General features: G+C 72.8%; 21 protein-coding genes. 10 read left to right on the top strand and 11 right to left on the bottom strand.

Going from position 1 to position 22,336, the window contains the following annotated elements:
* Nucleotides 1–59 precede the first annotated feature (59 nt).
* Nucleotides 60–1,736 (top strand): bifunctional diguanylate cyclase/phosphodiesterase, encoded by a 1,677-nt coding sequence (locus Q3W68_RS24210; RefSeq protein ID WP_302907932.1) that lies wholly within the window; start codon nucleotides 60–62, stop codon nucleotides 1,734–1,736.
* A gap of 57 nt (nucleotides 1,737–1,793) precedes the next feature.
* Here the strand turns inward: Q3W68_RS24210 and Q3W68_RS24205 are convergent, their stop codons facing one another.
* The 4 genes from Q3W68_RS24205 to Q3W68_RS24190 all read right to left on the bottom strand — a co-directional run bounded on the left by Q3W68_RS24205 (nucleotide 1,794) and on the right by Q3W68_RS24190 (nucleotide 6,105).
* On the bottom strand, nucleotides 1,794–2,918 hold the full coding sequence (locus tag Q3W68_RS24205) for a glycosyltransferase family 4 protein (protein ID WP_302907648.1): 1,125 nt from the start codon (nucleotides 2,916–2,918) through the stop codon (nucleotides 1,794–1,796).
* Nucleotides 2,915–4,174 (bottom strand): M48 family metallopeptidase, encoded by a 1,260-nt coding sequence (locus Q3W68_RS24200; protein WP_302907647.1) that lies wholly within the window; start codon nucleotides 4,172–4,174, stop codon nucleotides 2,915–2,917. The genes Q3W68_RS24205 and Q3W68_RS24200 overlap by 4 nt, the downstream gene beginning before the upstream one ends.
* A gap of 169 nt (nucleotides 4,175–4,343) precedes the next feature.
* Entirely contained in the window at nucleotides 4,344–4,577 is a 234-nt protein-coding gene (locus Q3W68_RS24195) for a hypothetical protein (protein WP_302907646.1), read from the bottom strand.
* A 130-nt stretch (nucleotides 4,578–4,707) separates the two neighbouring features.
* Nucleotides 4,708–6,105 (bottom strand): NYN domain-containing protein, encoded by a 1,398-nt coding sequence (locus Q3W68_RS24190; RefSeq protein WP_302907645.1) that lies wholly within the window; start codon nucleotides 6,103–6,105, stop codon nucleotides 4,708–4,710.
* A gap of 127 nt (nucleotides 6,106–6,232) precedes the next feature.
* Between Q3W68_RS24190 and Q3W68_RS24185 the strand changes: the two genes are divergently transcribed.
* The 5 genes from Q3W68_RS24185 to Q3W68_RS24165 all read left to right on the top strand — a co-directional run bounded on the left by Q3W68_RS24185 (nucleotide 6,233) and on the right by Q3W68_RS24165 (nucleotide 11,684).
* Complete coding sequence (locus Q3W68_RS24185) at nucleotides 6,233–7,987, top strand: DEDD exonuclease domain-containing protein (protein ID WP_302907644.1); 1,755 nt, start codon at nucleotides 6,233–6,235, stop codon at nucleotides 7,985–7,987.
* A 130-nt stretch (nucleotides 7,988–8,117) separates the two neighbouring features.
* Nucleotides 8,118–9,905 carry a bifunctional (p)ppGpp synthetase/guanosine-3',5'-bis(diphosphate) 3'-pyrophosphohydrolase gene (locus tag Q3W68_RS24180; RefSeq protein ID WP_302907643.1) on the top strand — a complete coding sequence of 596 codons (1,788 nt, stop codon included), beginning with the start codon at nucleotides 8,118–8,120 and terminating at the stop codon, nucleotides 9,903–9,905.
* 39 nt (nucleotides 9,906–9,944) lie between these two features.
* A complete protein-coding gene (locus tag Q3W68_RS24175) occupies nucleotides 9,945–10,472 on the top strand; it encodes an NUDIX hydrolase (RefSeq protein ID WP_302907642.1) in 528 nt (175 codons plus the stop codon).
* Nucleotides 10,469–11,344, top strand: coding sequence for an NTP transferase domain-containing protein (locus Q3W68_RS24170; protein ID WP_302907641.1), 876 nt, complete (start codon nucleotides 10,469–10,471; stop codon nucleotides 11,342–11,344). The genes Q3W68_RS24175 and Q3W68_RS24170 overlap by 4 nt, the downstream gene beginning before the upstream one ends.
* 52 nt (nucleotides 11,345–11,396) lie before the next feature.
* Nucleotides 11,397–11,684 (top strand): Lrp/AsnC family transcriptional regulator, encoded by a 288-nt coding sequence (locus Q3W68_RS24165; RefSeq protein WP_302907640.1) that lies wholly within the window; start codon nucleotides 11,397–11,399, stop codon nucleotides 11,682–11,684.
* A 61-nt stretch (nucleotides 11,685–11,745) separates the two neighbouring features.
* Here Q3W68_RS24165 and Q3W68_RS24160 read toward each other — a convergent pair whose 3' ends face one another.
* From Q3W68_RS24160 to Q3W68_RS24140, 5 genes are all read right to left on the bottom strand, one after another.
* A complete protein-coding gene (locus Q3W68_RS24160) occupies nucleotides 11,746–12,414 on the bottom strand; it encodes a DUF4142 domain-containing protein (protein ID WP_302907639.1) in 669 nt (222 codons plus the stop codon).
* A 210-nt stretch (nucleotides 12,415–12,624) separates the two neighbouring features.
* Entirely contained in the window at nucleotides 12,625–14,256 is a 1,632-nt protein-coding gene (locus tag Q3W68_RS24155) for a cytochrome b N-terminal domain-containing protein (RefSeq protein WP_302907638.1), read from the bottom strand.
* Nucleotides 14,253–15,341, bottom strand: coding sequence for a ubiquinol-cytochrome c reductase iron-sulfur subunit (locus tag Q3W68_RS24150; RefSeq protein ID WP_302907637.1), 1,089 nt, complete (start codon nucleotides 15,339–15,341; stop codon nucleotides 14,253–14,255). Before Q3W68_RS24150 ends, Q3W68_RS24155 begins: the two co-directional genes overlap by 4 nt.
* 67 nt (nucleotides 15,342–15,408) lie before the next feature.
* Entirely contained in the window at nucleotides 15,409–16,242 is an 834-nt protein-coding gene (locus Q3W68_RS24145) for a cytochrome c (RefSeq protein WP_302907636.1), read from the bottom strand.
* 72 nt (nucleotides 16,243–16,314) lie between these two features.
* A complete protein-coding gene (locus Q3W68_RS24140) occupies nucleotides 16,315–16,914 on the bottom strand; it encodes a heme-copper oxidase subunit III (RefSeq protein WP_302907635.1) in 600 nt (199 codons plus the stop codon).
* 126 nt (nucleotides 16,915–17,040) lie between these two features.
* On the opposite strand from Q3W68_RS24140, the gene Q3W68_RS24135 reads away from it, so the two are divergent.
* From Q3W68_RS24135 to Q3W68_RS24120, 4 genes are all read left to right on the top strand, one after another.
* Nucleotides 17,041–17,976, top strand: coding sequence for a cytochrome c oxidase assembly protein (locus tag Q3W68_RS24135; RefSeq protein WP_302907931.1), 936 nt, complete (start codon nucleotides 17,041–17,043; stop codon nucleotides 17,974–17,976).
* A 103-nt stretch (nucleotides 17,977–18,079) separates the two neighbouring features.
* Complete coding sequence (locus tag Q3W68_RS24130; protein WP_302907634.1) at nucleotides 18,080–18,478, top strand: hypothetical protein; 399 nt, start codon at nucleotides 18,080–18,082, stop codon at nucleotides 18,476–18,478.
* An 80-nt stretch (nucleotides 18,479–18,558) separates the two neighbouring features.
* Nucleotides 18,559–19,605, top strand: coding sequence for an anthranilate phosphoribosyltransferase (gene trpD, locus Q3W68_RS24125; RefSeq protein WP_302907633.1), 1,047 nt, complete (start codon nucleotides 18,559–18,561; stop codon nucleotides 19,603–19,605).
* Nucleotides 19,606–19,779: 174 nt separating this feature from the next.
* Complete coding sequence (locus Q3W68_RS24120; RefSeq protein ID WP_302907632.1) at nucleotides 19,780–19,986, top strand: hypothetical protein; 207 nt, start codon at nucleotides 19,780–19,782, stop codon at nucleotides 19,984–19,986.
* Between the two features lie 773 nt (nucleotides 19,987–20,759).
* Here Q3W68_RS24120 and Q3W68_RS24115 read toward each other — a convergent pair.
* Nucleotides 20,760–21,188: a cytochrome c oxidase subunit 4 gene (locus tag Q3W68_RS24115; RefSeq protein ID WP_302907631.1), complete on the bottom strand. Its 429-nt coding sequence runs from the start codon at nucleotides 21,186–21,188 to the stop codon at nucleotides 20,760–20,762.
* 10 nt (nucleotides 21,189–21,198) lie between these two features.
* A complete protein-coding gene (coxB, locus tag Q3W68_RS24110; protein WP_302907630.1) occupies nucleotides 21,199–22,170 on the bottom strand; it encodes a cytochrome c oxidase subunit II in 972 nt (323 codons plus the stop codon).
* Nucleotides 22,171–22,336: the final 166 nt, after the last annotated feature.

The raw sequence follows: 22,336 nt of genomic DNA, 5'->3' as shown, positions 1-22,336 counted from the left end.
GGCCCGGCGTGTTCGCCCGGGCCTGGGCCAAGGCGGTGTCCGGCACCAGCTACCTGCCGATGACCGAGTCGCAGCTGGAGGAGATGCTGCAACGGCTCACCGAGCGGCTGGCCCAGGCGCTGCGCGCGGAGCCGTTCGACCTGCGGATCGGCCAGCAGGTCGGCGCGGAGCTGGTGCAGGCGCACATCGCGTCCGCGGAAGGGCTGGGCCGCACCGTCGAGGTGATCCAGCTGCGCCTGGTCCGCGACCTCGACCTGGTCGTCGACGACGTCGAGGACCGGATGGCGCGGCTGCTCGCCACCGTCGCCACCGGGTACGCCCGCGCCCTGCGCGACCGCACGCTCGACGAGCAGGAGTCCATCCGCCGGGCCGCCATGATGGCCCGCGCGCAGGCGGAACGGGCGCTGCGCGACAGCGAGGCCCGGTTCCGGCACCAGGCCACCCACGACCCGCTCACCGGCCTGCCGAACCGCACGCTGTTCACCGAACGGCTCACCGCCGCGATCACCGCGCCGGGCCGGGGCGCGGACCGGGTCGGTGTGTGCTTCCTCGACCTGGACCGGTTCAAGGTGGTCAACGACTCCCTCGGCCACCAGGTCGGCGACTCCCTGCTGGTGACGGTGGCCCGGCGCCTGCACGCCGCGCTCGGCGAGCACCTGGTGGCGCGGCTCGGTGGCGACGAGTTCGTGATCCTGGTCGAGCGCACCGCCGGCACCGACGACGCGGTGAAGGTCGCCGAGGCGGCGCTCGCGGCGGTACGCGAGCCCGCGCTCGTCGACGGCCACGAGCTGACCGTGTCCGCGAGTATCGGCATCGTGGAACGCCCGGTAGCGGGCACCTCGCCGATGGACCTGATGCGCGCGGCCGACAGCACTCTGCACTGGGCCAAGGCCGCCGGCGGGGCCCGCTGGTCGCTGTTCGACGCCGACCGCAACCGCCGCGACCTGGCCCGGTACGCGCTGTCCGCGGCGATCCCCGCCGCGCTGGACCGGGGCGAGTTCTACCTCGACTACCAGCCGCTGACGTCGTTGCGCGACGGGCGGGTGCTCGGCATGGAGGCGCTGGTGCGCTGGCGCCACCCGGAGCTGGGTGTGCTGCGGCCGGACAGCTTCATCCCGCTGGCCGAGGAGACCGGGTTGATCGTCCGGCTGGGCAGCTGGGTGCTGGCCGAGGCGTGCCGCGAGGCGGGCACCTGGCCGGGTACGGACGGCGACGCGCCGTTCGTCAGCGTCAACCTCGCCGTCCGGCAGTTGCACCGCACCGACCTGGTGACCGAGGTACGCGGCGTGCTCGGGCGCACCGGCCTCCCGCCGCACCGCCTGCAACTGGAGATCACCGAGAGCACCATGATGAGCACTGTGGTCGAGCCGGTGCGCGCGCTGCGGGTGCTCGGTGACCTCGGTGTCCGGGTCGCCATCGACGACTTCGGCACCGGTTACTGCAACCTCGCGTACCTGCGGGACCTGCCGGTCGACGAACTGAAGGTGGCGGGCGAGTTCGTGACCGGCCTGCGCGCGCCGGGCAGCGGCACCGACGAGCGGATCCTCGCCTCGCTCGTGTCGCTGGCGCACGCCCTGGGCCTCACAGTCACCGCCGAGGGCGTGGAGACGGCCGACCAGGCCGACCGGCTGCGCGCGATCGGCTGTGACGCCGGGCAGGGCTGGCACTTCGGCCGCCCCGGTCCGGCCGCGCCGCACCTGGAGCGGGTGCCCGCCCACGTCGACGCGGCTCCCTGAGCCCGGCCGGCCCGCGGCCTCCTGAGCCCGGCCGGGCCGCGGCCGCTCGGCCCGCGGTCAGGCGGCCAGCAGGGCGGCCATCCGCTGCGCCTGCGTCTCCCAGCGCCACTCCCGCTCCACCCAGGCGCGGCCGGCGGCGCCGAACTGCCGGGCCAGGTCCCGGTCGGCGAGCAGCGTCGCCACCCGGTCGGCGAGCTGGGCCACGTCCCGGCCCCCGACCACGTACCCGGTCTCCCCCTCGCGGACCGCGTCCGGCGCGCCGCCGGAGTCACCGGCCACCACCGGCAGCCCGGTCGCGCTCGCCTCCAGGTAGACGATCCCGAGGCCCTCCACGTCCAGCCCGCGGTTGCGGGTGCGGCACGGCATCGCGTAGACGTCACCGGCCGCGTAGTGGGCGGGCAGCTCGGCCGAGGGCACCGAGCCGGTGAAGACCACGTCGCGTTCCAGCCCGGTCTGCCGGGCCAGCTTCTCCAGCGTCGAGCGGTACGGGCCGCCGCCGACCACGAGCAGCGCGGCGTCGGGCACCCGGCGGCGGATCTCCGGCAGTGCGCGGATCAGCATGTCCTGGCCCTTGCGGGGCACCAGCCGCGACACGCACACCACCACCGGCCGGTCGGCCAGCCCGAGCCGCGACCGGACCCGCCCGCCGTCGACCTCCGGGTGGTAGGTGTCCACGTCCACGCCGGGCGCGAGCCGCCGCAGCTCGGTCAGCCCGTCCAGCACGCGGGCCAGCCGCGCCCGGGTGTACTCGCCGAGGTAGGTGGTCACGTCCACGCCCCGGCCGATCCGGCGCAGCGCCGACCGGGCGCCGGGGAGCGCCGCCCAGCCGACCTCGTGCCCGTGGGTCAGCGCCACCGCGCGGCGGATCCCGGCCCGCCGCCGCAGGCCCGCGGCGAGCAGCCCCAGCGGGGCCGCCGCGCCGAACCACACGGTGTCGCAGTCGTACGCGCGCGCCAGCCGCGCCGCCCGCCGGGCGATCAGCGGGGTGGGCAGCAGCACCCGGGTCCGCTCCCGGACCACCTCGAACGGCTGGTCGGCGTCGAACTTCTCCGCCCCGCGCCAGCTCGACGCGTACACCACCACCGAGCCGGGCTGCTGGCGCACCGCGAGGTTGTGCACGAACGACTGGATGCCGCCGGGGCGCGGCGGGAAGTCGTTGGTGATCAGCAAGGTACGGCTCATCGGCCGGACTCCCTGGCGTAGGCGCGGGCGGCGGCCATCCGCTCCACGGTGGACGGATGGGTCGCCGACCAGAGGCGCTCCCAGCGCGGCGGGTCGGGGTCGGCCAGGTTGACCCCGGCGAGCCGGCGCTGCATCGCCTCGAACGTCGCCGGGTCGCCGGTGAGCGCCAGCGCGTGGGCGTCGGCGCGGGCCTCGATCCGGCGGGAGACGAGCGCCTGTGCCGGGGTGGCGAGCAGGCCGGCGACCGTGACCAGCGCGATCAGCAGCGGGAACGCCCGAGGCTGGGCGATCGAGTCGACGCCCGCCAGCCGCAGCAGCGGCGTCCACGAGCCGATCAGGTAGAGCGCCACCACGGCGGCGGCGGCGCCGAGCGCGCCGAGCACCGTGCCGGTCCACACGTCCCGGTCCTTGGCGTGCCCCAGCTCGTGGGCGACGACACTGGTCACCTCGGCCGGTTCCGCCTCGCGCAGCAGCGTGTCGTAGACGACCACCCGCCGCGTCGGGCCGAGCCCGGAGACGTACGCGTTCACCGCGCTGGTACGCCGGGACGCGTCGGCGACGAGCACGTCGCGCACCGGTACGCCGTCCCGCGCGGCCATCGCGGTCAGCTCGCTGCGCAGCGGACCCGGCTCCATCGGGGTGAACCGGTTGAAGACCGGCTCGACCAGCACCGGCAGCACGAACGACAGCACCACCACCAGGGCCGCCGCGCCGGCCGCGCCGAACGCCCACCACCAGCGCGGCGCGAGCCGGACCACCGTGTAGAAGCCGAGCAGGACCAGCGCGCCGATCACCGCGCTGACCGCGTACGACTTGAGCAGGTCGACCGCCCAGCCGCCCCAGCTCTGGGTGCTCAGTCCGTAGCGGACCAGCACGGTGCGGCGCCAGGCCGCGAACGGCAGCGTGAGCAGGTCGGCGAGGAACATGACGGCCAGCCCGCCGAGCACGGCCTGCGCGATCCAGTGCCCGCCGAAGGGCCGGCCGACCAGTTCGACCAGGCGCCCGCCCAGCGGGGTCAGCCCGAGCAGCACCGCCACCACCAGCCCGACCGCCAGCGCCGACCAGGCCGCCGGGCGCAGCGCGCCGTGGAACGCCCGGCCCCGGGTCACCTGCTCGGCCGGGAGGTCACGCAGCGCCGCGAGCTGGTCGGCGCGGGGCGCGGGCGGCCGGCTCCACGGCACCAGCAGCGCCACCGCCACGAGCAGCGCGACCACCAGGCCGCCCAGGGTCAGCAGCGCCCAGGCGCGCGGGGTCACCGGCCCGCCCCGCCGTCGTGCCCCGTCCGCGTCATGCCGCCCCCTCCCGCCGTGACCGCCCATCCTATTGCCCGGCCCTCGGTCGGGACCGCCGTGCCCGGCGCCCGACCCGGCAGGGTCAGTGGTCGTCCTCAGCGCACCGGGCGGCGCCTGGCCGGCAGCAGGCGCGTCAGGCGATCCGGCGACGGGCGGGATGCCGGGGTGCCGGGGCGCGTGTCGGCGCGGGCACCGCGACGGGCGCGGGTGGCAGCACCTCCACCTCGAATCCGGCCCGCGCGAACACCTCGATCGCCCGGTGCTCGGCCGGGCCCAGGTCGGCCGGGTCGGAGTCGAGCAGTGCGGTCACCAGGCAGCCGGAGCAGCCGGCGCCGCGGTTGCCGCAGGTGTCGCAGTCGATCAGCATCAACGCCTCCTGACGGGTCGCCGGTGGCGGTCGGGGAAGGAGCCACCACCGTCGGTCATCACGACGCTAACGCTCGGGTATGACAGAACCGGACAACGAGGCAGCACCCGCCGCGAAAACGATCATCCGGTCAGGAACGGGCCAGGCGCCGCAGCAGCGAGTCGGCGCCCAGCGGGTACGCGCCGTGCCGGCGTACCCCGTCGGCGACCTCGCGGTCGGAGGAGACGACGACCACCGGCCGCCCGGCCGGCTCGGCGCGGACCAGCCGGCGGATCAGCTCGTCGGCGGTCTCGCCCTTGCGGGAGAACAGCACCCGCACGCCGCGCGGCGCCGGCGGCAGGCCGTGGATCCGCTCGGCGCCGTCGAAGACGACGGTGACCTCGTCCCCGGTCTGCGCGGCGATCCCGCCGAGCCCGGTGATCAGCCGCTTGCGCTGCTGCTCCAGCGACATCTCGCCGAAGCCGCGCTTGGTCACGTTGTAGCCGTCCACCACCAGATGCGCCCGTGGCAGCGCGAGCAGCTGGTCGAGGCGGGCCGGGTCGTCGGTGTCGCGGGCGCGCGTCGACGGGCCGGCCGGCGCGGCGCCCGGCTGCTCGGCGAACGCGTCGGCGACGAAGTCGGCCGGGAGCTTGTCCACCGGGTCCAGCGCCAGCTCGCGGCGCAGCCCCACGGCGGCCTGGCCGATCGTCTCCAGCAGCAGCCACAGCCGCGCGTCGTCGACCGAGCGGGCCTCCTTGGCGCTGGCCCGGGCCACCCCGGCGGCGGCCTCCGCCTCGGCCAGCCGGGCCCGGGCGCGGCGCAGCTCGGCGTCCGCGTCGGCGGCGGCGCGGGCCGCCCGCCCCCGCTCGGTGGCGAGCATCTCGGTGGCCTTGCGCTCGCGGGCCTGGGTCTCCCGGAGGGTACGGGTCAGCTGGCGGGCCTCCTCGCGGAGCTGACCCAGTTCCTCCCGGACCCGGGCCAGCTCGTCGCGCAGCTTCTCCGCCTCGACCCGGGCCACCGCCCGGTCGTGCTCGGCGCGGGCGGCCCGCTGCTCGGCCTCGCGTACCAGCTCGGCCACGACCGCGCTGTCGGCCTCGGCGCGTACCGCCTCGCCGCTGGCGTCGATGAGTTCCCGCCAGCCCCGGGGCCGGGCCAGGTAGGCCAGGGCGGCCACCTCGACCGGGTCGGCGGCGGCCGGCGCGGTGCCCTCGACCACCGCCGCGCCCAGGTCGCCGGCGTCGGCGAGCACCCGGGCGGTGATCCGCTGCCGGAACAGCGGGTCGGCGGTGAGCTGGGCGGCGATCGCGGGCGCGCCGAGGCGGGCGCGGCGGTTCGGGGCGAACTTGGCGACCCGGCGCAGCGGCACCGGCACCTCGTCGGCGGGCAGGCCGGGCAGCACGGCGGCGGTCAGCGTGACGATCCGCTGCCGGACCGGCTCGGGCAGCACGGGCTCGGGCTCGACCGCGGGCGGCGCGTCCCCATCGGCGGGCACGCCGACCACCGGCTCCTCCACGGAGGAGTGGTCGTCGTGCGGCTCGATGAGGGGCATGAGGCAAGTCTCCCACCCCGAACGGGCCCACCGCCCGGTGAGTGAGCCGATCTCTCATCGTACCCCCGTGGTATCTCCTGGGGCCGCAGTGACAGGAGTGTCGGACCGTGCCGCTAGCGTCCCGCGGGTGACACGAGCGGAGTACGTCCAGGAGTCGCTGGCCGGCCTGGACCCGGCGGGCAGCGGTGTCGACCCGGCGCTGCCGCTCTACGCGACCACCTTCGTCGTGGTCGACCTGGAGACCACCGGCGGTGCGCCGGACGGCGGCGGGATCACCGAGATCGGCGCGGTGAAGGTCCGCGGCGGCGAGGAGCTGGGCGTGCTCGCCACGCTCGTCAACCCGGGCGTGCCGATCCCCCCGTTCATCACCGTGCTCACCGGCATCACCCAGGCCATGCTGCTGCCCGCCCCGCCGATCGAGCAGGTGCTGCCCAGCTTCCTGGAGTTCATCTCCGACGCCGTGCTCGTCGCCCACAACGCGCCGTACGACGTGGGTTTCCTCAAGGCCGCCTGCGCGAAGCACGGCTACCGCTGGCCCAACCCCCGGGTGCTGGACACGGCCGCGCTGGCCCGCCGTGTGCTCACCCGCGACGAGGTGCCCAACCGCAAGCTGGGCACGCTCGCCGCCTACTTCCGCACCGCGACCCAGCCCACCCACCGGGCGCTGGACGACGCGAAGGCCACCGTCGACGTGTTGCACGGGCTGATCGGCCGCCTCGGCGGGCACCGGGTCGACACGGTCGGCGAGGCGATCGAGTTCGCCCGCGCGGTCACACCCACCCAGCGCCGCAAGAGGCACCTCGCCGACGGGCTGCCCAAGGTACCGGGCGTCTACATCTTCCGGGCCGCCGACGACCGGCCGCTCTACGTCGGCACGTCCGGCGACATCGCCACCCGGGTCCGCAGCTACTTCACGGCCGCGGAGAAGCGGGCCCGGATCTCCGAGATGCTCGCCGCCGCCGAGCGCGTCGAGGCGGTCGAGTGCGCCCACTCGCTGGAGGCGGAGGTCCGGGAGCTGCGGCTGATCGCGGCGCACGCGCCGCCGTACAACCGCCGGTCGAAGTATCCGGAGCGCCAGGTGTGGCTGAAGCTCACCGACGAGGCGTACCCCCGGTTGTCGATCGTGCGGGCCCTCGCGCCCACCGATACGGCCTACCTGGGGCCGTTCCGGTCCCGGCAGGCGGCGGAGCTGGCCGCCGCCGGTTTCCACGACGCGGTGCCGCTGCGTCAGTGCACGCACCGGCTCTCCCGGCGCACCACCATGCCGGCCTGCGCGCTGGCCGAACTGGGCCGCTGCCCGGCGCCCTGCGAGCACAGGATCACCCCCGAGGAGTACGACGACCGCGCGGCGACGCCGTTCCGCACCGCCACCAGCGACGACCCCGCAGTGGTGGTGGACGCGCTGCTCGCCCGCATCGAGGTGCTGTCGGCCGCCGAGCGGTACGAGGAAGCGGCAGTGGTACGCGGCCGGCTCGTCGCGGTGCTGCGCGCGGCGGTCCGGATGCAGCGGCTGGCCGCACTGACCGGCATCGCCGAGCTGGCCGCCGCCCGGCCGGCCGCCCGGGGCGGCTGGGAGCTGGCGCTGATCCGGCACGGCCGGCTCGCCGGCGCCGGGGTGTCCCCGCCGGGTGTCCACCCGCGACCCACGATCGCCGCGATCCGGGCCACCGCCGAGACGGTGCTGCCCGGGCACGGTCCGGTGCCGGCCGCGACCGCCGAGGAGACCGAGCGGATCCTGTCCTGGTTGGAACGACCGGAGACCCGGCTGGTCGAGTCGACCGACGGCTGGGCGTCCCCGGTGGCCGGCGCGGGGCGTTTCCGCGACCTGCTGACGAAGGCGGAGAACGGCGGATCCGCCAAACTCTCGACCGAACGCTCATGACCAACTGACCGATCGGACTACCTCGACTCCCTTAGTCTGTTAAAGGAGTGCAGACCTGCCCGATTCGCGGGCTCTGCTCCCGGCCGCCGGTTCCCGGTGGCCGAGGGCCGGGGTGAGGGAGGTGTCCCAGGTGGACGTCGACGCCGGACACGGCGCCGCCCTGGGTGGCGCGCTCCCGACCCAGGGCGAGTTACCGCTCACCCGCCGCCTGCGTTCCCTGCTCACCTGGCCGACCGCCGACGGCGACCCGGTCACCGCACTGGTCCGGGCCCACCGCGGCATCCACGCGAACGCCGACGCCTCGGTGCTGCGCCGGGCCTACACGATCGCCGAGAACATGCACCGCGGCCAGTTCCGCAAGAGCGGCGAGCCGTACATCACCCACCCGCTGGCGGTGGCGCAGATCTGCGCCGACCTCGGTATGGACACCATCACGCTGGTCGCCGCGCTGCTGCACGACACGGTGGAGGACACCCGCTACACGCTTCAGGCCCTCCAGGAGGACTTCGGCCGTGAGGTCGCCCACCTGGTCGACGGCGTGACCAAGTTCGACAAGGCGTTCTACGGCAAGGCCGCCGAGGCGGAGACCGTCCGCAAGATGATCGTGGCGGCCGGCAAGGACGTCCGGGTGCTGGTGATCAAGCTGGCCGACCGGCTGCACAACATGCGTACGCTCGGCGTCCGCTCGGCCGCCTCCCGGGAGCGGATCGCCCGCAAGACCCAGGAGGTGCTGGTCCCACTCTGCGACCGGCTGGGCATCCAGACGCTCAAACGCGAGCTGGACGACGTGGTGCTGCTGCACCTGCGGCCGGAGGAGCACGCGCGGATCGCCCGGTTCGTGCACGACCGGCCCGGCTGGGACGCCTACCTCGCCGACGTCGTGGCCCGCACCCGGGTGGCGCTGCGCCGCAACCGGGTCGACGCCGACGTCTCCCCCCGCCCCCGGCACCTCTACTCGATCTGGAAGGACACCGTCGCCGGCGATCACGCCGCCCCGTACGACCTGCCCCGCATCGCGATCGTGGTGGACGGTCCGGCGACCGACTGCTACGCCGCGCTGGGCGCCGTGCACGGGCTCTGGCGGCCGGTGCCGGGCCGGTTCAAGGACTTCATCGCCTCCCCGAAGAACAACCTCTACCGGTCCCTGCACACGAGCGTCTGCGGCCCGCAGGACCGCACCGTCGAGGTGCTGATCCGCACCACCGAGATGCACCGCTCCGCGGAGTACGGCGTGGCCGCCCACTACCGCTTCCCCCGGGCCGCGGGCCGGGCCGCCGACCGGGCGGACGAGCTGGCCTGGCTGCGCCGGGTGCTCGACTGGGAGCAGGAGACCGTCGACCCGACCCAGTTCATGGAGTCGCTGCGCTGCGACCTGTCCGAGGCGCAGATCCAGGTGGTGGCCGACGGGCGGCAGGTGGTGCTGCCCGCCGGGGCGACCCCCGTCGACCTCGCGTACGAGCTGGGCACCGAGCGCGGCGACCACTGTCTGGCCGCGCGGATCAACGGCCGGCTGGCGCCGCTCTCCTCGGAACTGGAGGAGGGCGACGTGGTGGAGATCTTCACCGAGAACGACGCGGAGAGCGGCTTCGAGGCGGACGTGGCCCCGCGCGGCCCGCGCCGGGAGTGGCTGGGCTTCGTGAAGTCCCCGCACGCCCAGATGCAGATCAACCGCTGGTTCGCCGAGCACACCGAGCCGGGCATCTCGATCGCCGACAAGGTCCGACTCGGCCGGGCCTCGATCGGCCTGGCCCTGCGCAAGCACAACCGTGGCCTGGCCAGCGACCTGCCGCTGCTGCGGCTGTCCGAGGAACTGGGCTACCCCGACCTGGAGACGCTGCTGGTGGCGGTCTTCGACCGCACCGTCGAGCCGGACACCGTGGTCCAGCAGTTGATCGATCTGGTCGACCACCGGCAGTAGACCGAGCCGGCCCGCGCCGGGACCACTAGCCTGGACGGCATGATCCCCCGCGCGCGTGCCACCGGACGGGCCTTCGGCTACAAGCTCTTCTACCGGCTGCCGGTCCCGCTGCGGCGGTGGCTCGTCCGGCTGGCCGTACCGAAGTACATCGTCGGCGCGGTCACGCTGCTCCGGGACGCGGAGGCCACCGGCGTGGGCCGGATCCTGCTGCTGCGCCAGCCGCCCGGCTACAGCTGGACGCTGCCCGCCGGGCTGCTGCAACGCGGCGAGGCCCCGGTGGTGGGCGCGGCCCGCGAGCTGTACGAGGAGTCCGGCGTCCGCCTGTCCCCCGACGTGCTGCGCCCGGCGGTGCCGAACGCGGTGGTGCACGCCAAGGGCTGGGTCGACGTGGTCTTCGAGGCGGAGGTGCCGGCGTCGACCACCGAGCTGAAGGTGGACGGTGCCGAGGTCATCGAGGCCGCCTTCCATCCGCTCGACGACCTGCCCCGGCTCAGCCGCGCCACCGCCAACCTGCTCGGGTACTACGGCATCGGCCCGCGCGCCGGCGAGAACCGACCGGCCACGTGAACGCCCCGTACGCGGGCACTCCGGCCGCGGGTGTCGAGGTGTGCGCGGTGGTGCTGGCCGCGGGCGAGGGCACCCGGCTGCGCCCGCTCACCGAGCGGGTGCCGAAGGCGCTCTGCCCGGTCGGGAACGTCCCGCTGCTGGACCGGGCGCTGGCCCGGCTGGCCGGGCTCGGCCTGACCGGCCCGCGGCGGGTCGCGGTGAACGCCTGCTACCTGGGCGACCAGGTGGTCGCGCGGGTGGGCGGACGGGCCCACCTGTCGGTCGAGCCAGACGCTCCGCTGGGCACCGCCGGGGGCGTGGGCCGGCTGCGGGACTGGATCGACGGCCGGGGCGTGCTCGTGGGCAACGCCGACGCGTACCTCGCCGACCCGCAGGCTCCGCCCGGCCCGGACATCGCCGCGCTGCTGGACGGGTGGGACGGGCACGGCGTACGCCTGCTCGGCCGGCCCGCGGACGACCCGGACGCGCCCGGCACCTTCGACGGCCACGAGTTCGTGGGTTTCTCGCTGCTGCCCTGGCGGCTGGTCCGGGACCTGCCCGCCACGTTCGGTGACCTGGTGCGGGCGGTGTGGCGGCCGGCGGAGGCGGCCGGGGCGCTCACCGTGGTGCCCTACCGGGGTACGTTCTACGACACCGGCACCCCGGCCGACTACCTGGCCGCCAACCTGCACGCGGCCGGACCGGACGGGCTGGTGGACCCGGCCGCGACGGTGGACGGCCGGGTCACCGGCTCGGTGGTCGGCGCCGGCGCACGGGTGCACGGCGACGTCGACCGGTCAGTGGTGTGGCCGGGCGCGACCGTCGCGGCCGGGGAACGCCTGCGTGAGGTGATCCGGGCCGGGGACGACCTGACCGTCCCGGCGGCGCGGTGAGGGGCGCGGGCTCTAGCATGGGCCTCGTCGCCGACGAACGGAGAACCGTCCCGTGATCACCGCGATCGTGCTGATCGACTGCGCCACCGACTCCATCCCCGAGGTGGCCGAGACCCTGGCCAACCTGCCCGGCGTCAGCGAGGTCTACTCGGTGGCCGGGCACGTCGACCTGATCGCCATGGTGCGGGTCCGGGAGTTCGAGCAGATCGCCCAGGTCATCGCCGGCAGCATCTCGAAGGTGCCGGGCGTACTCAACACCGAGTCGCACATCGCGTTCCGCGCCTACTCGCAGCACGACCTCGAGTCGGCGTTCGCGATCGGGCTGGCGAACGCCGACTGACACGAGCCGGTGGCCGGCCCGCCCTCGCGGGCGGACCGGCCACCGTCGGCCGTGCGGTGCGTCAGCTCTGGCCGGGCACCGGGGTCTCCGTGGTGCCCGGAGCGGGCTCCTCGGTCTCGGTGCCGCCCGGAGCCGGCGACTCGGTGCCACCCGGGGACGTGGTGCCGCCCGGGCTGGGCGTGCCGCTGGCGCTGGTCTGCGGAACCGGGACGCCCAGGGTCTGGGCCAGGGCCACGAGCGCGTCGTAGTGCGCCTGGAGGACCGGCAGCGCGTCCTGGGCGATCTGCACCACCGACTGGTCCGAGCCCTGCGAGATCTCGGTCTGGGTGGCCTGGATCGCCTGGACGTGACCGGCGAGCTGCGCGGTCACCCACGCCTTGTCGAACTCGGCGCCGTTGAGGTTGTTCAGCTTGTCCAGGACCTTCTGCTGGTCGGCGGTCGGGTCGGCCGGCAACTGCACGTTGAGCTGCTGCGCGGTCGACTGCACCGTCTGGTCGAGCTGGGTGTGGTCCGTCACGAACATCTTGCCCAGGTCCTTGACCTGCTGGTTCTGGCCCTTCTGCTGGGCCAGGTTACCGGCGGTGATCTCGAACAGGTTGACCTGGTGCACCGCCTGCAGGTACTGCGTGTCCTGCGTCGACGGCTGCGCCGCAGCCTGCGACGCGGCGGCGGGCGCCAGCCCCACGACCACCAGCGCGGCCAGCAGGCCCAGGCGTTTGATTCCCAACATTCGTTCCTCCCCCATGAGACGTCGGACCGCACGGATACCCGGCTGACCGGGGTTATTCCTGCGATTCCACCCGTCCGTGTCGGGGGCGACGGGCCTCGGCGCACCGGGCGGTCGGCGTAGGTGGGAGGCAACGGGACGGCAGGGGCGGAAACGGCAGCGGCGCCCGCCGGGTGATCCGGCGGGCGCCACTGTCAGTCGTACCGGGGAAGGTCAGCGACGGCTGTCGCCGCTGCCGATCTCCTCCCGCTCCGGCCGGGCCTCGACCGGCGGGTGCCCCGGCGAGACCGGCGCCTCGGCCGGCCGCTCGATCGGGTAGAAGAAGCCCCGGATCGCCGGGCCGAGGGCACCGAGCCGGTTCATCTTCTTCGGCACCACCCAGCCGACGTAGTCCAGCGCCGGCGGGTGACCGTCGTGGCCCTCGGCCGAGGTGAGCGGCTGGTGGACCTCGACGAACCGGCCGTCGGGCAGCCGCTTGATGATGCCGGTCTCCACGCCGTGGGCCAGCACCTCCCGGTCGTGCTGCTGCAGACCCAGGCAGATCCGGTACGTGATGTAGTACGCGATCGGCGGCACGATCAGCAGGCCGATCCGGCCGGCCCAGGTCATCGCGTTCAGGCTGATCTGGAACTTGTCGGCGATGACGTCGTTGGCGCCGGAGAGCGTCAGCACGATGTAGAAGGCGACGGCCATGGCGCCCACGGCGGTCCGGGCCGGGACGTCCCGGGGCCGCTGGAGCAGGTTGTGGTGCTTGTAGTCCTTGAGGCGGCGTGCCTCCAGGAACGGATACATCGTCGACAGGCCGACCAGGATTCCGGGTAGCACCACCGTCGGCCAGAACAGCGGTGGAATCACGTACCCGTCGCCGATCGGGATGCTGATCTCCCAGCCCGGCATCAGTCGGGTCGAGCCGTCGAGGAACATGACGTACCAGTCGGGCTGGCTGGCCGCCGACACCACCCACGCCTCGTACGGGCCGAACAGCCAGATCGGGTTGATCTGGAACAGACCACCCATCAGCGCGATCACGCCGAAGACGACCATGAAGAAGCCGCCTTGCTTGAGCGCGTAGCGCGGGAACATCCGCTCGCCGACCACGTTCTCGTTGGTCCGGCCGGGGCCGGGCCACTGGGTGTGCTTCTGCTTGAACACCAGGCCGAGGTGCACGCTGATCAGCGCCACCAGCAGGCCCGGGATGAGCAGCACGTGGGCGATGAAGAAGCGGCTGATGATGATGGTGCCGGGGAACTCCCCGCCGAAGATCGACGAGCTGACCCAGGAGCCGATCACCGGGATCGACAGGATGATCGCCGAGGCAATCCGCAGACCGGTGCCGGACAGTCCGTCGTCCGGCAGCGAGTAGCCGGTGAAGCCGGCCAGGAAGCCGACCCAGAACAGCAGCGAGCCGATGATCCAGTTGGTCTCACGCGGCTTGCGGAACGCGCCGGTGAAGAAGACCCGTAGCATGTGGACCACGATCGCGGCCATGAACAGCAGGGCCGACCAGTGGTGCATCTGCCGCATGATCAGACCGCCCCGGACATCGAACGAGATGTCCAGGCTGGAGGCGTATGCGGCCGACATCGGGGTGCCACGCAGCGGGGCGTAGCTGCCGTTGTAGACGACCTCGGTCATCGTCGGCTCGAAGAAGAACGTCAGGAAGACGCCGGTCAGCAGCAGGACGACGAACGAGAACAGCGCGATCTCGCCCAGCAGGAACGACCAGTGGTCGGGGAAGACCTTGTTCAGCAGCTTGCGCAGGGGCGTCGCCACCTGGAAGCGGTCGTCCACCGCCCGCGCGCTCTTGGCCGGCAGCGCGGCCGCATCAAACTTTCGGCGCTTCATGGCCGCTCCCAGAAGTCGGGACCGATGGTCTCGGTGTAGTCGGACTTCGCCACGAAGAAGCCCTCCTCGTCCACCTCGATCGGCAGCTGCGGCAGCGGCCGGTTCGCCGGGCCGAAGATCGGCTTGGCGTTGTCGGTGATGAGGAACTGGGACTGGTGGCAGGGGCAGAGCAGGCGGTTGGTCTGCTGCTCGTAGAGGCTGGCCGGGCAGCCGGCGTGCGTACAGATCTTGGAGTACGCGACGTAGTTGCCCCACATGTAGTCGCCGCGGCCCTTGCGCTCGTTCGCGGCGCGCGACTTCTGCGCGTCGTCCTCCCGCAGGTGGATGAGCAGCGTGGGCGAGTCGGCGTGCTTGTTGCTCACGCCGCCCTCGATGCCCGGGAACACGGTGAGCTGGCCGCCGACGCTGACGTCGGAGGGGCGGATCGGGCGACCGTCCTCACGGATCAGCCGGATCTTCTGGCCGCCCTCGGCCGGCTGGAAGCCGGTGGTGAACATCTGGTTGTTCTTGTGCGGCTGCTCGATCAGGCCACCGATCAGCGGCGCGGCGGCCACCGCGCCCACCGGCGCCAGGCCGGCGAGCAGGGAGATGCCGAGCAGCGGACGGCGGCGTACGCCCATCTCGTCGGCCAGGTAGAGCATGGTCTCGCCGGTGATCTTGCGATCCTCCGGGGAACCCGGCTGGTCGTGCCGGTCCTGGATCGAGACCTCCTTGGGCAGCAGCTTCTTGCCCCAGGTCAGGATGCCGAAACCGATGCCCAGCAGCGCCAGGCCGAGGGTCAGGCCCAGCAGCGGCGTGTAGAGCTTGTCGCCGCCGCCACCCGGCTTCCACTGCCACGGCCACCAGATGTAGACCACCAGGAAGGCGGTCGCGAAGACGCCGGTCAGCAGGAACATCAGGGCGACCGTACGGGTCAGCCGGCGCTCGGCCTTGCTGCCCGGGACCACCTGCGGCTCGTAGTGGACGATCTCGATGTCGTCCCGCCGGGCGCCCTCGAGGACGATGTCGAACCGGGAGAGCCGGGGGTCGTTCACGTCGAGCGGCTCCGGGCCCTGCTGGGCCTGGTGCTCGGTGTGGGTGCTCATGCCGTCACCTCGCTACGGGTGACGCCGGGGGCCGGCGCCACAGCACTGGAAGCATTGATCCGTCCGGTCACGACTTGCCCGCGATCCACAGGCTCGCGAAGACCAGCGCGACGATGCCGACCAGGAAGATCGCGAGACCCTCGGTCGACGGGCCGTACCGGCCCAGGTTGAAGCCGCCCGGGTCGCCGTCGTGCTTCAGCGTCTCCTGGATGTAGGCGATGATGTCCGCCTTCTCCTCGGGCGTGATCTGGTTGTCGCCGAACACCGGCATGTTCTGCGGACCGCTCAGCATCGCCGCGTAGATCTGCCGGTCGCTGGCCGGGCGCAGGCTGGGCGCGTACTTGCCGGAGGACAGCGCGCCGCCGCCACCGCCGAAGGCGTGGCACTGCGAGCAGTTGATCCGGAACAGCTCACCACCGGTGGACAGGTTGGCGCCCTCACGCAGGTCGCCGTTCGGCACCTCCGGGCCGCCACCGAGCTCCTGGATGTACTGCGCGAGCTGGCGCACCTGCTCGTCGGTGAACTGCGGCGGCTTGCGCATGGCCTGGGCCTCCTGCCGGGCCATCGGCATGCGACCGCTGCTGACCTGGAACTCGACCGAGGCCGCCCCGACGCCGATCAGGCTCGGACCGCGGCCCTCGACGCCCTGCGCGTTGCGACCGTGACAGGTCACACAGCTCACGTCGAACAGCGCCTTGCCCTCGTTGCCTGCGGCGGTCAACGGAGGGTTGTCCTGCGCCTGCACGCCGGGGGCGAAGACGGTGTAGGCACCGCCGGCCAGCATCAGCGCGGCGAACAGCCGGACCGCGGCACCCAGCCGGCGGCGGCCCCTGCTGCGCGCTACCGGCCGCCCGCGCAGCCGCGCGAGCAGACCGCGTCGGCGGTCGTTGTCAGAAGTCATGACCTGTGTCCTTAACCGGTTGGACCTTGTCTCAGGGGACGGAGCAGCGGCGCGGTTCGTGACGCGCCAAGATCACTGGAGCCAGTAGATCATGAGGTAGAGCGCGATCCACACGACGTCCACGAAGTGCCAGTAGTAGGACACGACGATCGCCGAGGTCGCCTGGGCGGGGGTGAACCGGCCCATGGTGGTGCGGATCATGAAGATCACGAAGGCGATGAGGCCGCCGGTCACGTGCAGACCGTGGAAGCCGGTGGTGAGGTAGAACATCGACCCGTAACCGTCTTCGTTGATCTTCACACCCTCGTGCACCAGGGTCCGGTACTCGTTCAGCTGACCGAGCACGAAGATCAGACCCATCACGAAGGTGATCGTGAACCACCGGCGCAGAGCGTGGACGTCACCGCGCTCGGCCGCGAACACGCCGATCTGGCAGGTGATCGAGGAGAGCACCAGGATCACCGTGAACGTGGTCGCGTACGGGATGTTCAGCACCTCGGTGTGCTTCTCCCACTGCTCCGGCGCCGCCGCGCGGATGGAGAAGTACATCGCGAACAGCGCCGCGAAGAACATGAGTTCGCTGGAGAGCCACACGATCGTCCCGACGCTGACCATGTTGGGTCGGGTCAGGGAGTGGATCCGGCTCTTGTCAATGGCTGGGGCCGCAGTCACGCGGTCATTATTGCCCCTGACCGGGACCGACGATCAGCGGGGTGCCAAACCAGGCCCGTCCGTGGCCCGATAGTGGAGGTCCGCTTCGCCTGACCTACCCTGAAAAGCGTGCTGCACGTCGATCAGATCCGCGCCGTCACCTCGGCTGTTCCGGCGACGCTGGCGGCGGGGGGCGAGGGCGCCCCGCCGCCGTTCACCGTGACCCGGGTGTTCACCGAGACCCGGCTGGACAGCTGGCTCACGCTGGGCATCGTCCTGGCCGCCGGCCTCTACCTCTACGGGGTGCACCGGCTGCGGCTGCGCGGCGACCGCTGGCCGGTCATCCGTACCGTGTCGTTCCTCGGCCCCGGCCTCGGCGGCATCGCCCTGGTCACGCTCACCGGCCTCGGCGCGTACGACACCGCCCTGCTCTCGGTGCACATGGTGCAGCACATGGTGCTGTCGATGATCGCGCCGATCTTCCTGGCGCTCGGCGCCCCGGTGACGCTGGCGTTGCGCACGCTGCCGGTACGCCCGCGCAAGCGGCTGCTCGCGATCGTGCACAGCAAGGTGATCCGGATCTACAGCTTCCCGCTTGTGGCGTTCGCCATCTTCGTGGTGAACCCGTTCGCGCTGTACTTCACCGACCTCTACGAGTTCACCCTGCGCCACGAGTGGGCGCACGAACTCGTCCACGCGCACTTCATCGCCACCGGCTGCGTCTTCTTCTGGCCGCTGCTCGGCCTGGACCCGCTGCCCGGCCGCTGGCCGTACCCGGGACGCGCGCTGCTCATGCTGCTCTCGGTGCCGTTCCACACCGTCCTCGGCCTGACCATCATGCAGAGCACCACGCTGTTCGGCGGCGACTGGTACCCGTCGCTCAACCTGTCCTGGTCCGACCCCTGGAACGACCAGGTGGTGGCCGGCGGCGTCCTGTGGGCCGGCGGCGAGTTCGTCAGCGTCACGATGCTCGCCGTCCTGGTCGTCCAGTGGGTGAAGCAGTCCGAGCGCGAGGCCCGCCGGCTCGACCGCGAGCTGGACCGCCAGGAGGCCCGCGAGCGCGCCGCCGGGGCGAGCGCCTGACGGCCGTTCCGGGGTACGCCCCGAGCCGCCCGGGCGGGGCGACAGGCCGGATGTGACGCCCGCTACGATCAGCGGGCAGCTACGAGGTGGGAGCCACGTCACGATGAGCGATCGTCTTTGCACCGTCCTGCTCTACAGCGACGACCCGAAGGTCCGCGACCGGATGCGGCTCGCCGTGGGCACCCGGCCGGCGCCCGGCATCGAGATCGAGTTCGTCGAGGCCGACGACTACAACGCCTGCGTCCGGCTGGTCGACGACTACGAGATCGACCTGCTCCTGCTCGACGGCGAGGCGTCCCCGGGCGGCGGCATCGGCATCGCCCGCCAGATCAAGGACGACCGGGACGACGCGCCGCCCACCTGCGTGGTGCTGGCCCGCGCCGCCGACCGCTGGCTGGCCGCGTACGCCGAGGTCGACGCCACGCTGACCCACCCGCTGGACCCGGTGGTCGCCGGCAGCACCGTGGCGGAGCTGCTGCGCCGCACCCACGCCGCGGCCTGATCCCCCGGCCTTCGCGCGCCACGGCGACGCGGCCGTGGCGCGCCCCAACCGCTTTCCTCACGCCGCTCGGGAGGCCCGCCATGGGCGAACGGACCTGGCCGCTTCTGCTCAACGCGCTGCTGCGCGGCGAGGAGCTCTCCACCGCCGACACCGCGTGGGCGATGGGCGAGATCATGGCCGGCTCGGCCACCCCGGCGCAGATCGCCGGGTTCGCCGTGGCGCTGCGCACCAAGGGTGAGACCCCCGCCGAGCTGGGCGGTCTGGTCGAGGCCATGCTGACCCGCGCGGTGCCGGTGCACCTGCCCGAGGACGTACGCGCGACCGCGCTGGACGTGGTCGGCACCGGCGGCGACCTCGCGCACACGGTGAACATCTCCACCATGGCGGCGCTGGTGGTCGCCGGGGCCGGGGTCCGCGTGGTCAAGCACGGCAACCGGGCCGCCTCCTCCTCCTGCGGCACCGCCGACGTGCTGGAGCAGCTCGGCGTACCCCTCGACCTGGCGCCCGAGCAGGTGGCCCGCTGCGTCACCGAGGCCGGCATCGGGTTCTGCTTCGCCGCCCGCTTCCACCCCGGCATGCGCCACACCGGGCCGGTCCGGCGCGAGATCGGCGTACCCACCGCGTTCAACTTCCTCGGCCCGCTGACCAACCCGGCGCGGCCCCGCGCGGGCGCTGTGGGCTGCTTCGACAAGCGGATGGCCCCGGTGATGGCCGCCGTCTTCGCGGCCCGGGGCGACTCGGCGATCGTGATACGCGGCGAGGACGGCCTGGACGAGTTCAGCACCGGCGCCCCCACCCGGGTCTGGGTGGCCCAGCAGGGCACCGTCACGGAGGCCGTGCTGGACGCGACGGAGCTCGGCGTACCCCGGGCCACCCTGGCCGACCTGCGCGGCGGGGATGCGGTCTACAACGCCGGCGTGGTCCGGCGGCTGCTGGCGGGCGAGACCGGCCCGGTGCGGGACGCGGTGCTGGTAAACGCCGCTGTGGCACTGGCCACCCAGGGCCCGCTCGACGGCGACCTGTACGAGGTGCTCCGGGCCAACCTGGACCGGGCCGCCGAGGCGGTCGACTCCGGTGCCGCCGCCGCAGCGCTGGAGCGCTGGCTGGAGGTGGCGCGCGCCGCCTGACGGCGGCCTGGCGCGGTTCTTGTCGTACCCGCGTGCCAAACTACACGGGAGTTATTTTCCGTTTTCGGTCTGCCCGTTTCCGGTCTTCCCGGTTTCGGTCTGTCCGTTTCGGTCTTTGGTCCGCCGGCCGGCGCCTCCCGCCTCGGCCGGTGCCCGGAGCGAGAGGAGCCACCCGTGTCTGACCGCGAGCTGCACTGCGACGCCTGCGAGGGCGTCGTGCTGTTCGAGGCGCCGCCGTGCGGTGACGGGCACGGCGCCGACTGCCCTGAGTTGATCTGCACCGGTTGCGGCGCGGCAGTGGTGATCGCCACGTTCGCGTTCCGCCCGACGCGCCTGTCCGGCCGCCGCACTCGCCGCCCGTCCCACCCCCAGGCCGCCTGACCTCCACTCCCTTTCGGCGCCCGTCTTCGCCCTTCCCGCGCCGCACCGCGCCCTTCCCGCGCCGGGCCATTCCTGCGCACTACGCCTCCCCTGTGCCGCACGCCTTCCGCGCCGCGCTCCTTCTGCACCCTTGCCGCCGCGCCTGTCCGCGCCTCTTTACGCCTCCGCGCTGCGTGCGGCCGCCATCCTTCCATCGCCGCCACGCCCGGCAGCCCAACCGTCCGCCGCTCGTGATCAAGGAGTTGGTGTCCCCCGCGGTCGTTCAGGCGCACACAAACTCCTTGATCACCCCCGGGGTGACCGGAGGTGGTGGCGCTCCCCGGGGCGGTGATCAAGGGGTTTGTGTCACCGGCGGTGCGCGAAATTGCCCCAAACTCCTTGATCAACGAGGCAGCGCGGGTGCCGGGAGCGGATCGGACTGCGGTTCCGTCGACCGGGCCAAGCCGCGCCACGAGATCTTGGAAGGAAACGGCCCTCATGGGGGCCGTTTCCTTCAAGATCTCTTGCGGTCCTGGTAAGTGGAACGGTGCTCTCGGCGAATGGAACAGTCCAGCATGAGCCGGTGGTGGGCGTCAGAGGTGAGCGTGAGAGCGCCAGGCTGCCGCGTCGCGCGGCGATCATGAGGTTGGCGGGGACAAAAGGGACCGCGCGCGCCGCTAACTTCATGATCGACGCGGCGAGACCCAGGGCGAGGGCGGGAGGGCGGGAGGAGGGGGAACGGCCACAGGCCCGCGGCCCCGGGTAGGGGGCGCGGGCCTGCGGGGTGCTTCGGGTCAGTGCTCGGCGGTGCGGCGGGTGCCCGAGTAGTACTCGAACAGCAGCCCGCAGGTGGCGAACACGACCGCCACCAGGCCCAGCCCCAGCAGCCAGAACTGCCAGAACACCAGGCCGAGACCGGCGATCGCGGCGGCCAGCGCCAGACCGAACGGCCAGTAGCTGCCCGGGCTGAAGAAGCCGACCTCACCGGCGCCGTCGGCGATCTCGCCGTCCGGCCGGTCCTCGGGACGCAGGTCGATACGGCGGGAGACGAACCAGAAGAAGCCGCCGCACATCGCGCAGAGCAGGAAGGACAGCAGCAGCGCCACGGTGCCGATCCACTCGACGCGGCCGTCGCTGTCGGCGTACGTCCAGGCGCCGTAGAGGATCGTCGCGCCGAGGAGGAACGTGGCGATGGTCAGGAAGATCTTCCACTCGGTCTTCATGCCGGACCCCTCAGCTTCCCGCGCCGGCCGTCGCGTCGGACGGGTTGAAGTTGTTCACGTCGCGCCGGGTGTCGAACGGCTTGGTCTCGGTGGCGTACTCCGGCTCACCGATCGCGCCGAGCGCCTCCTGGGTCGACTTGCCGGCCTTCTTGGCCGCCAGGAACTGGTCGTACTTCTCCGGCGAGACGACGCGCAGCTCGAAGTTCATGAAGGCGTGGTAGCTGCCGCACAGCTCGGCGCAGCGGCCGACGAACGCGCCCTCCTGGTCGATGCTGGAGACCTCGAACGTGTTGCGCACGTTGCCCGGCATGACGTCCCGCTTGAACAGCAGCTCCGGCACCCAGAACGAGTGGATGACGTCGCGGCTGGTCTCCTCGAAGCGGATCGAGCGGCCGCTGGGCAGCACCAGCACCGGGATGACCTCGCTGGTGCCGAGCACCGAGGCGACGGTGTTGGCGTCGCGGCCCTGGCCGTCGCGGTAGTTGAACTGCCAGTTCCACTTGAACGCCACGACCTCGACCGTGACGTCCGGGTTCTTCGACTCCTTGTTCACGTCGGTCTGCACGACCGCCGTGTAGTAGAAGAGCACGGAGACCACGAGGATCGGCGCGATGGTGTAGAGGAACTCCATCGGCAGGTTGTAGCGGGTCTGCACCGGCAGCTCGTTGCCGCGCTTGCGGTAGCGGACCACGCACCAGAAGATCAGGCCCCACACGAACACACCGACGGCGAGCGCCGCGATGCAGGACGCGATCCACAGGTCGTACATGCGGTGCGACTCGGGCGTGATGCCGCCCTGCGGCCAGCCGAACCCGCCGAACGTCTTGCCGACGTCACAGCCGGTGAGCGAGACCAGCAGCGCCGCCGCGCCGAGACCGAGCCCGGCGATTCGACCAGCACCACGCCGCCGGCGTCCACCGGCCCCCGGGGAAGCGCTGTGCCGTACGGCCGAGCGCCGTACCTCCGAACTCCTTGCGACCACCTGGTCCTGCCTCCCTAGCGCGCCGCGGCGGTTGTTCTCCCTGACACCGACGGCAAAGGCGTCACCGACGGTCGCAGATTACTCGACCATGACCGGCCAGGCCGTCTTGGGGTCGCTGTCCACCCCCATCGGGGGGATCTTGGGCGTAACCGGGCGATAGCGTGGA

The sequence above is a fragment of the Micromonospora sp. C28ISP2-4 genome, assembly GCF_030519385.1.
Taxonomy (GTDB): Bacteria; Actinomycetota; Actinomycetes; order Mycobacteriales; family Micromonosporaceae; genus Micromonospora; species Micromonospora tulbaghiae.
The sequence above is the reverse complement of the archived record's forward strand: the minus strand, read 5'-3'. Positions and strand labels throughout refer to the sequence as shown.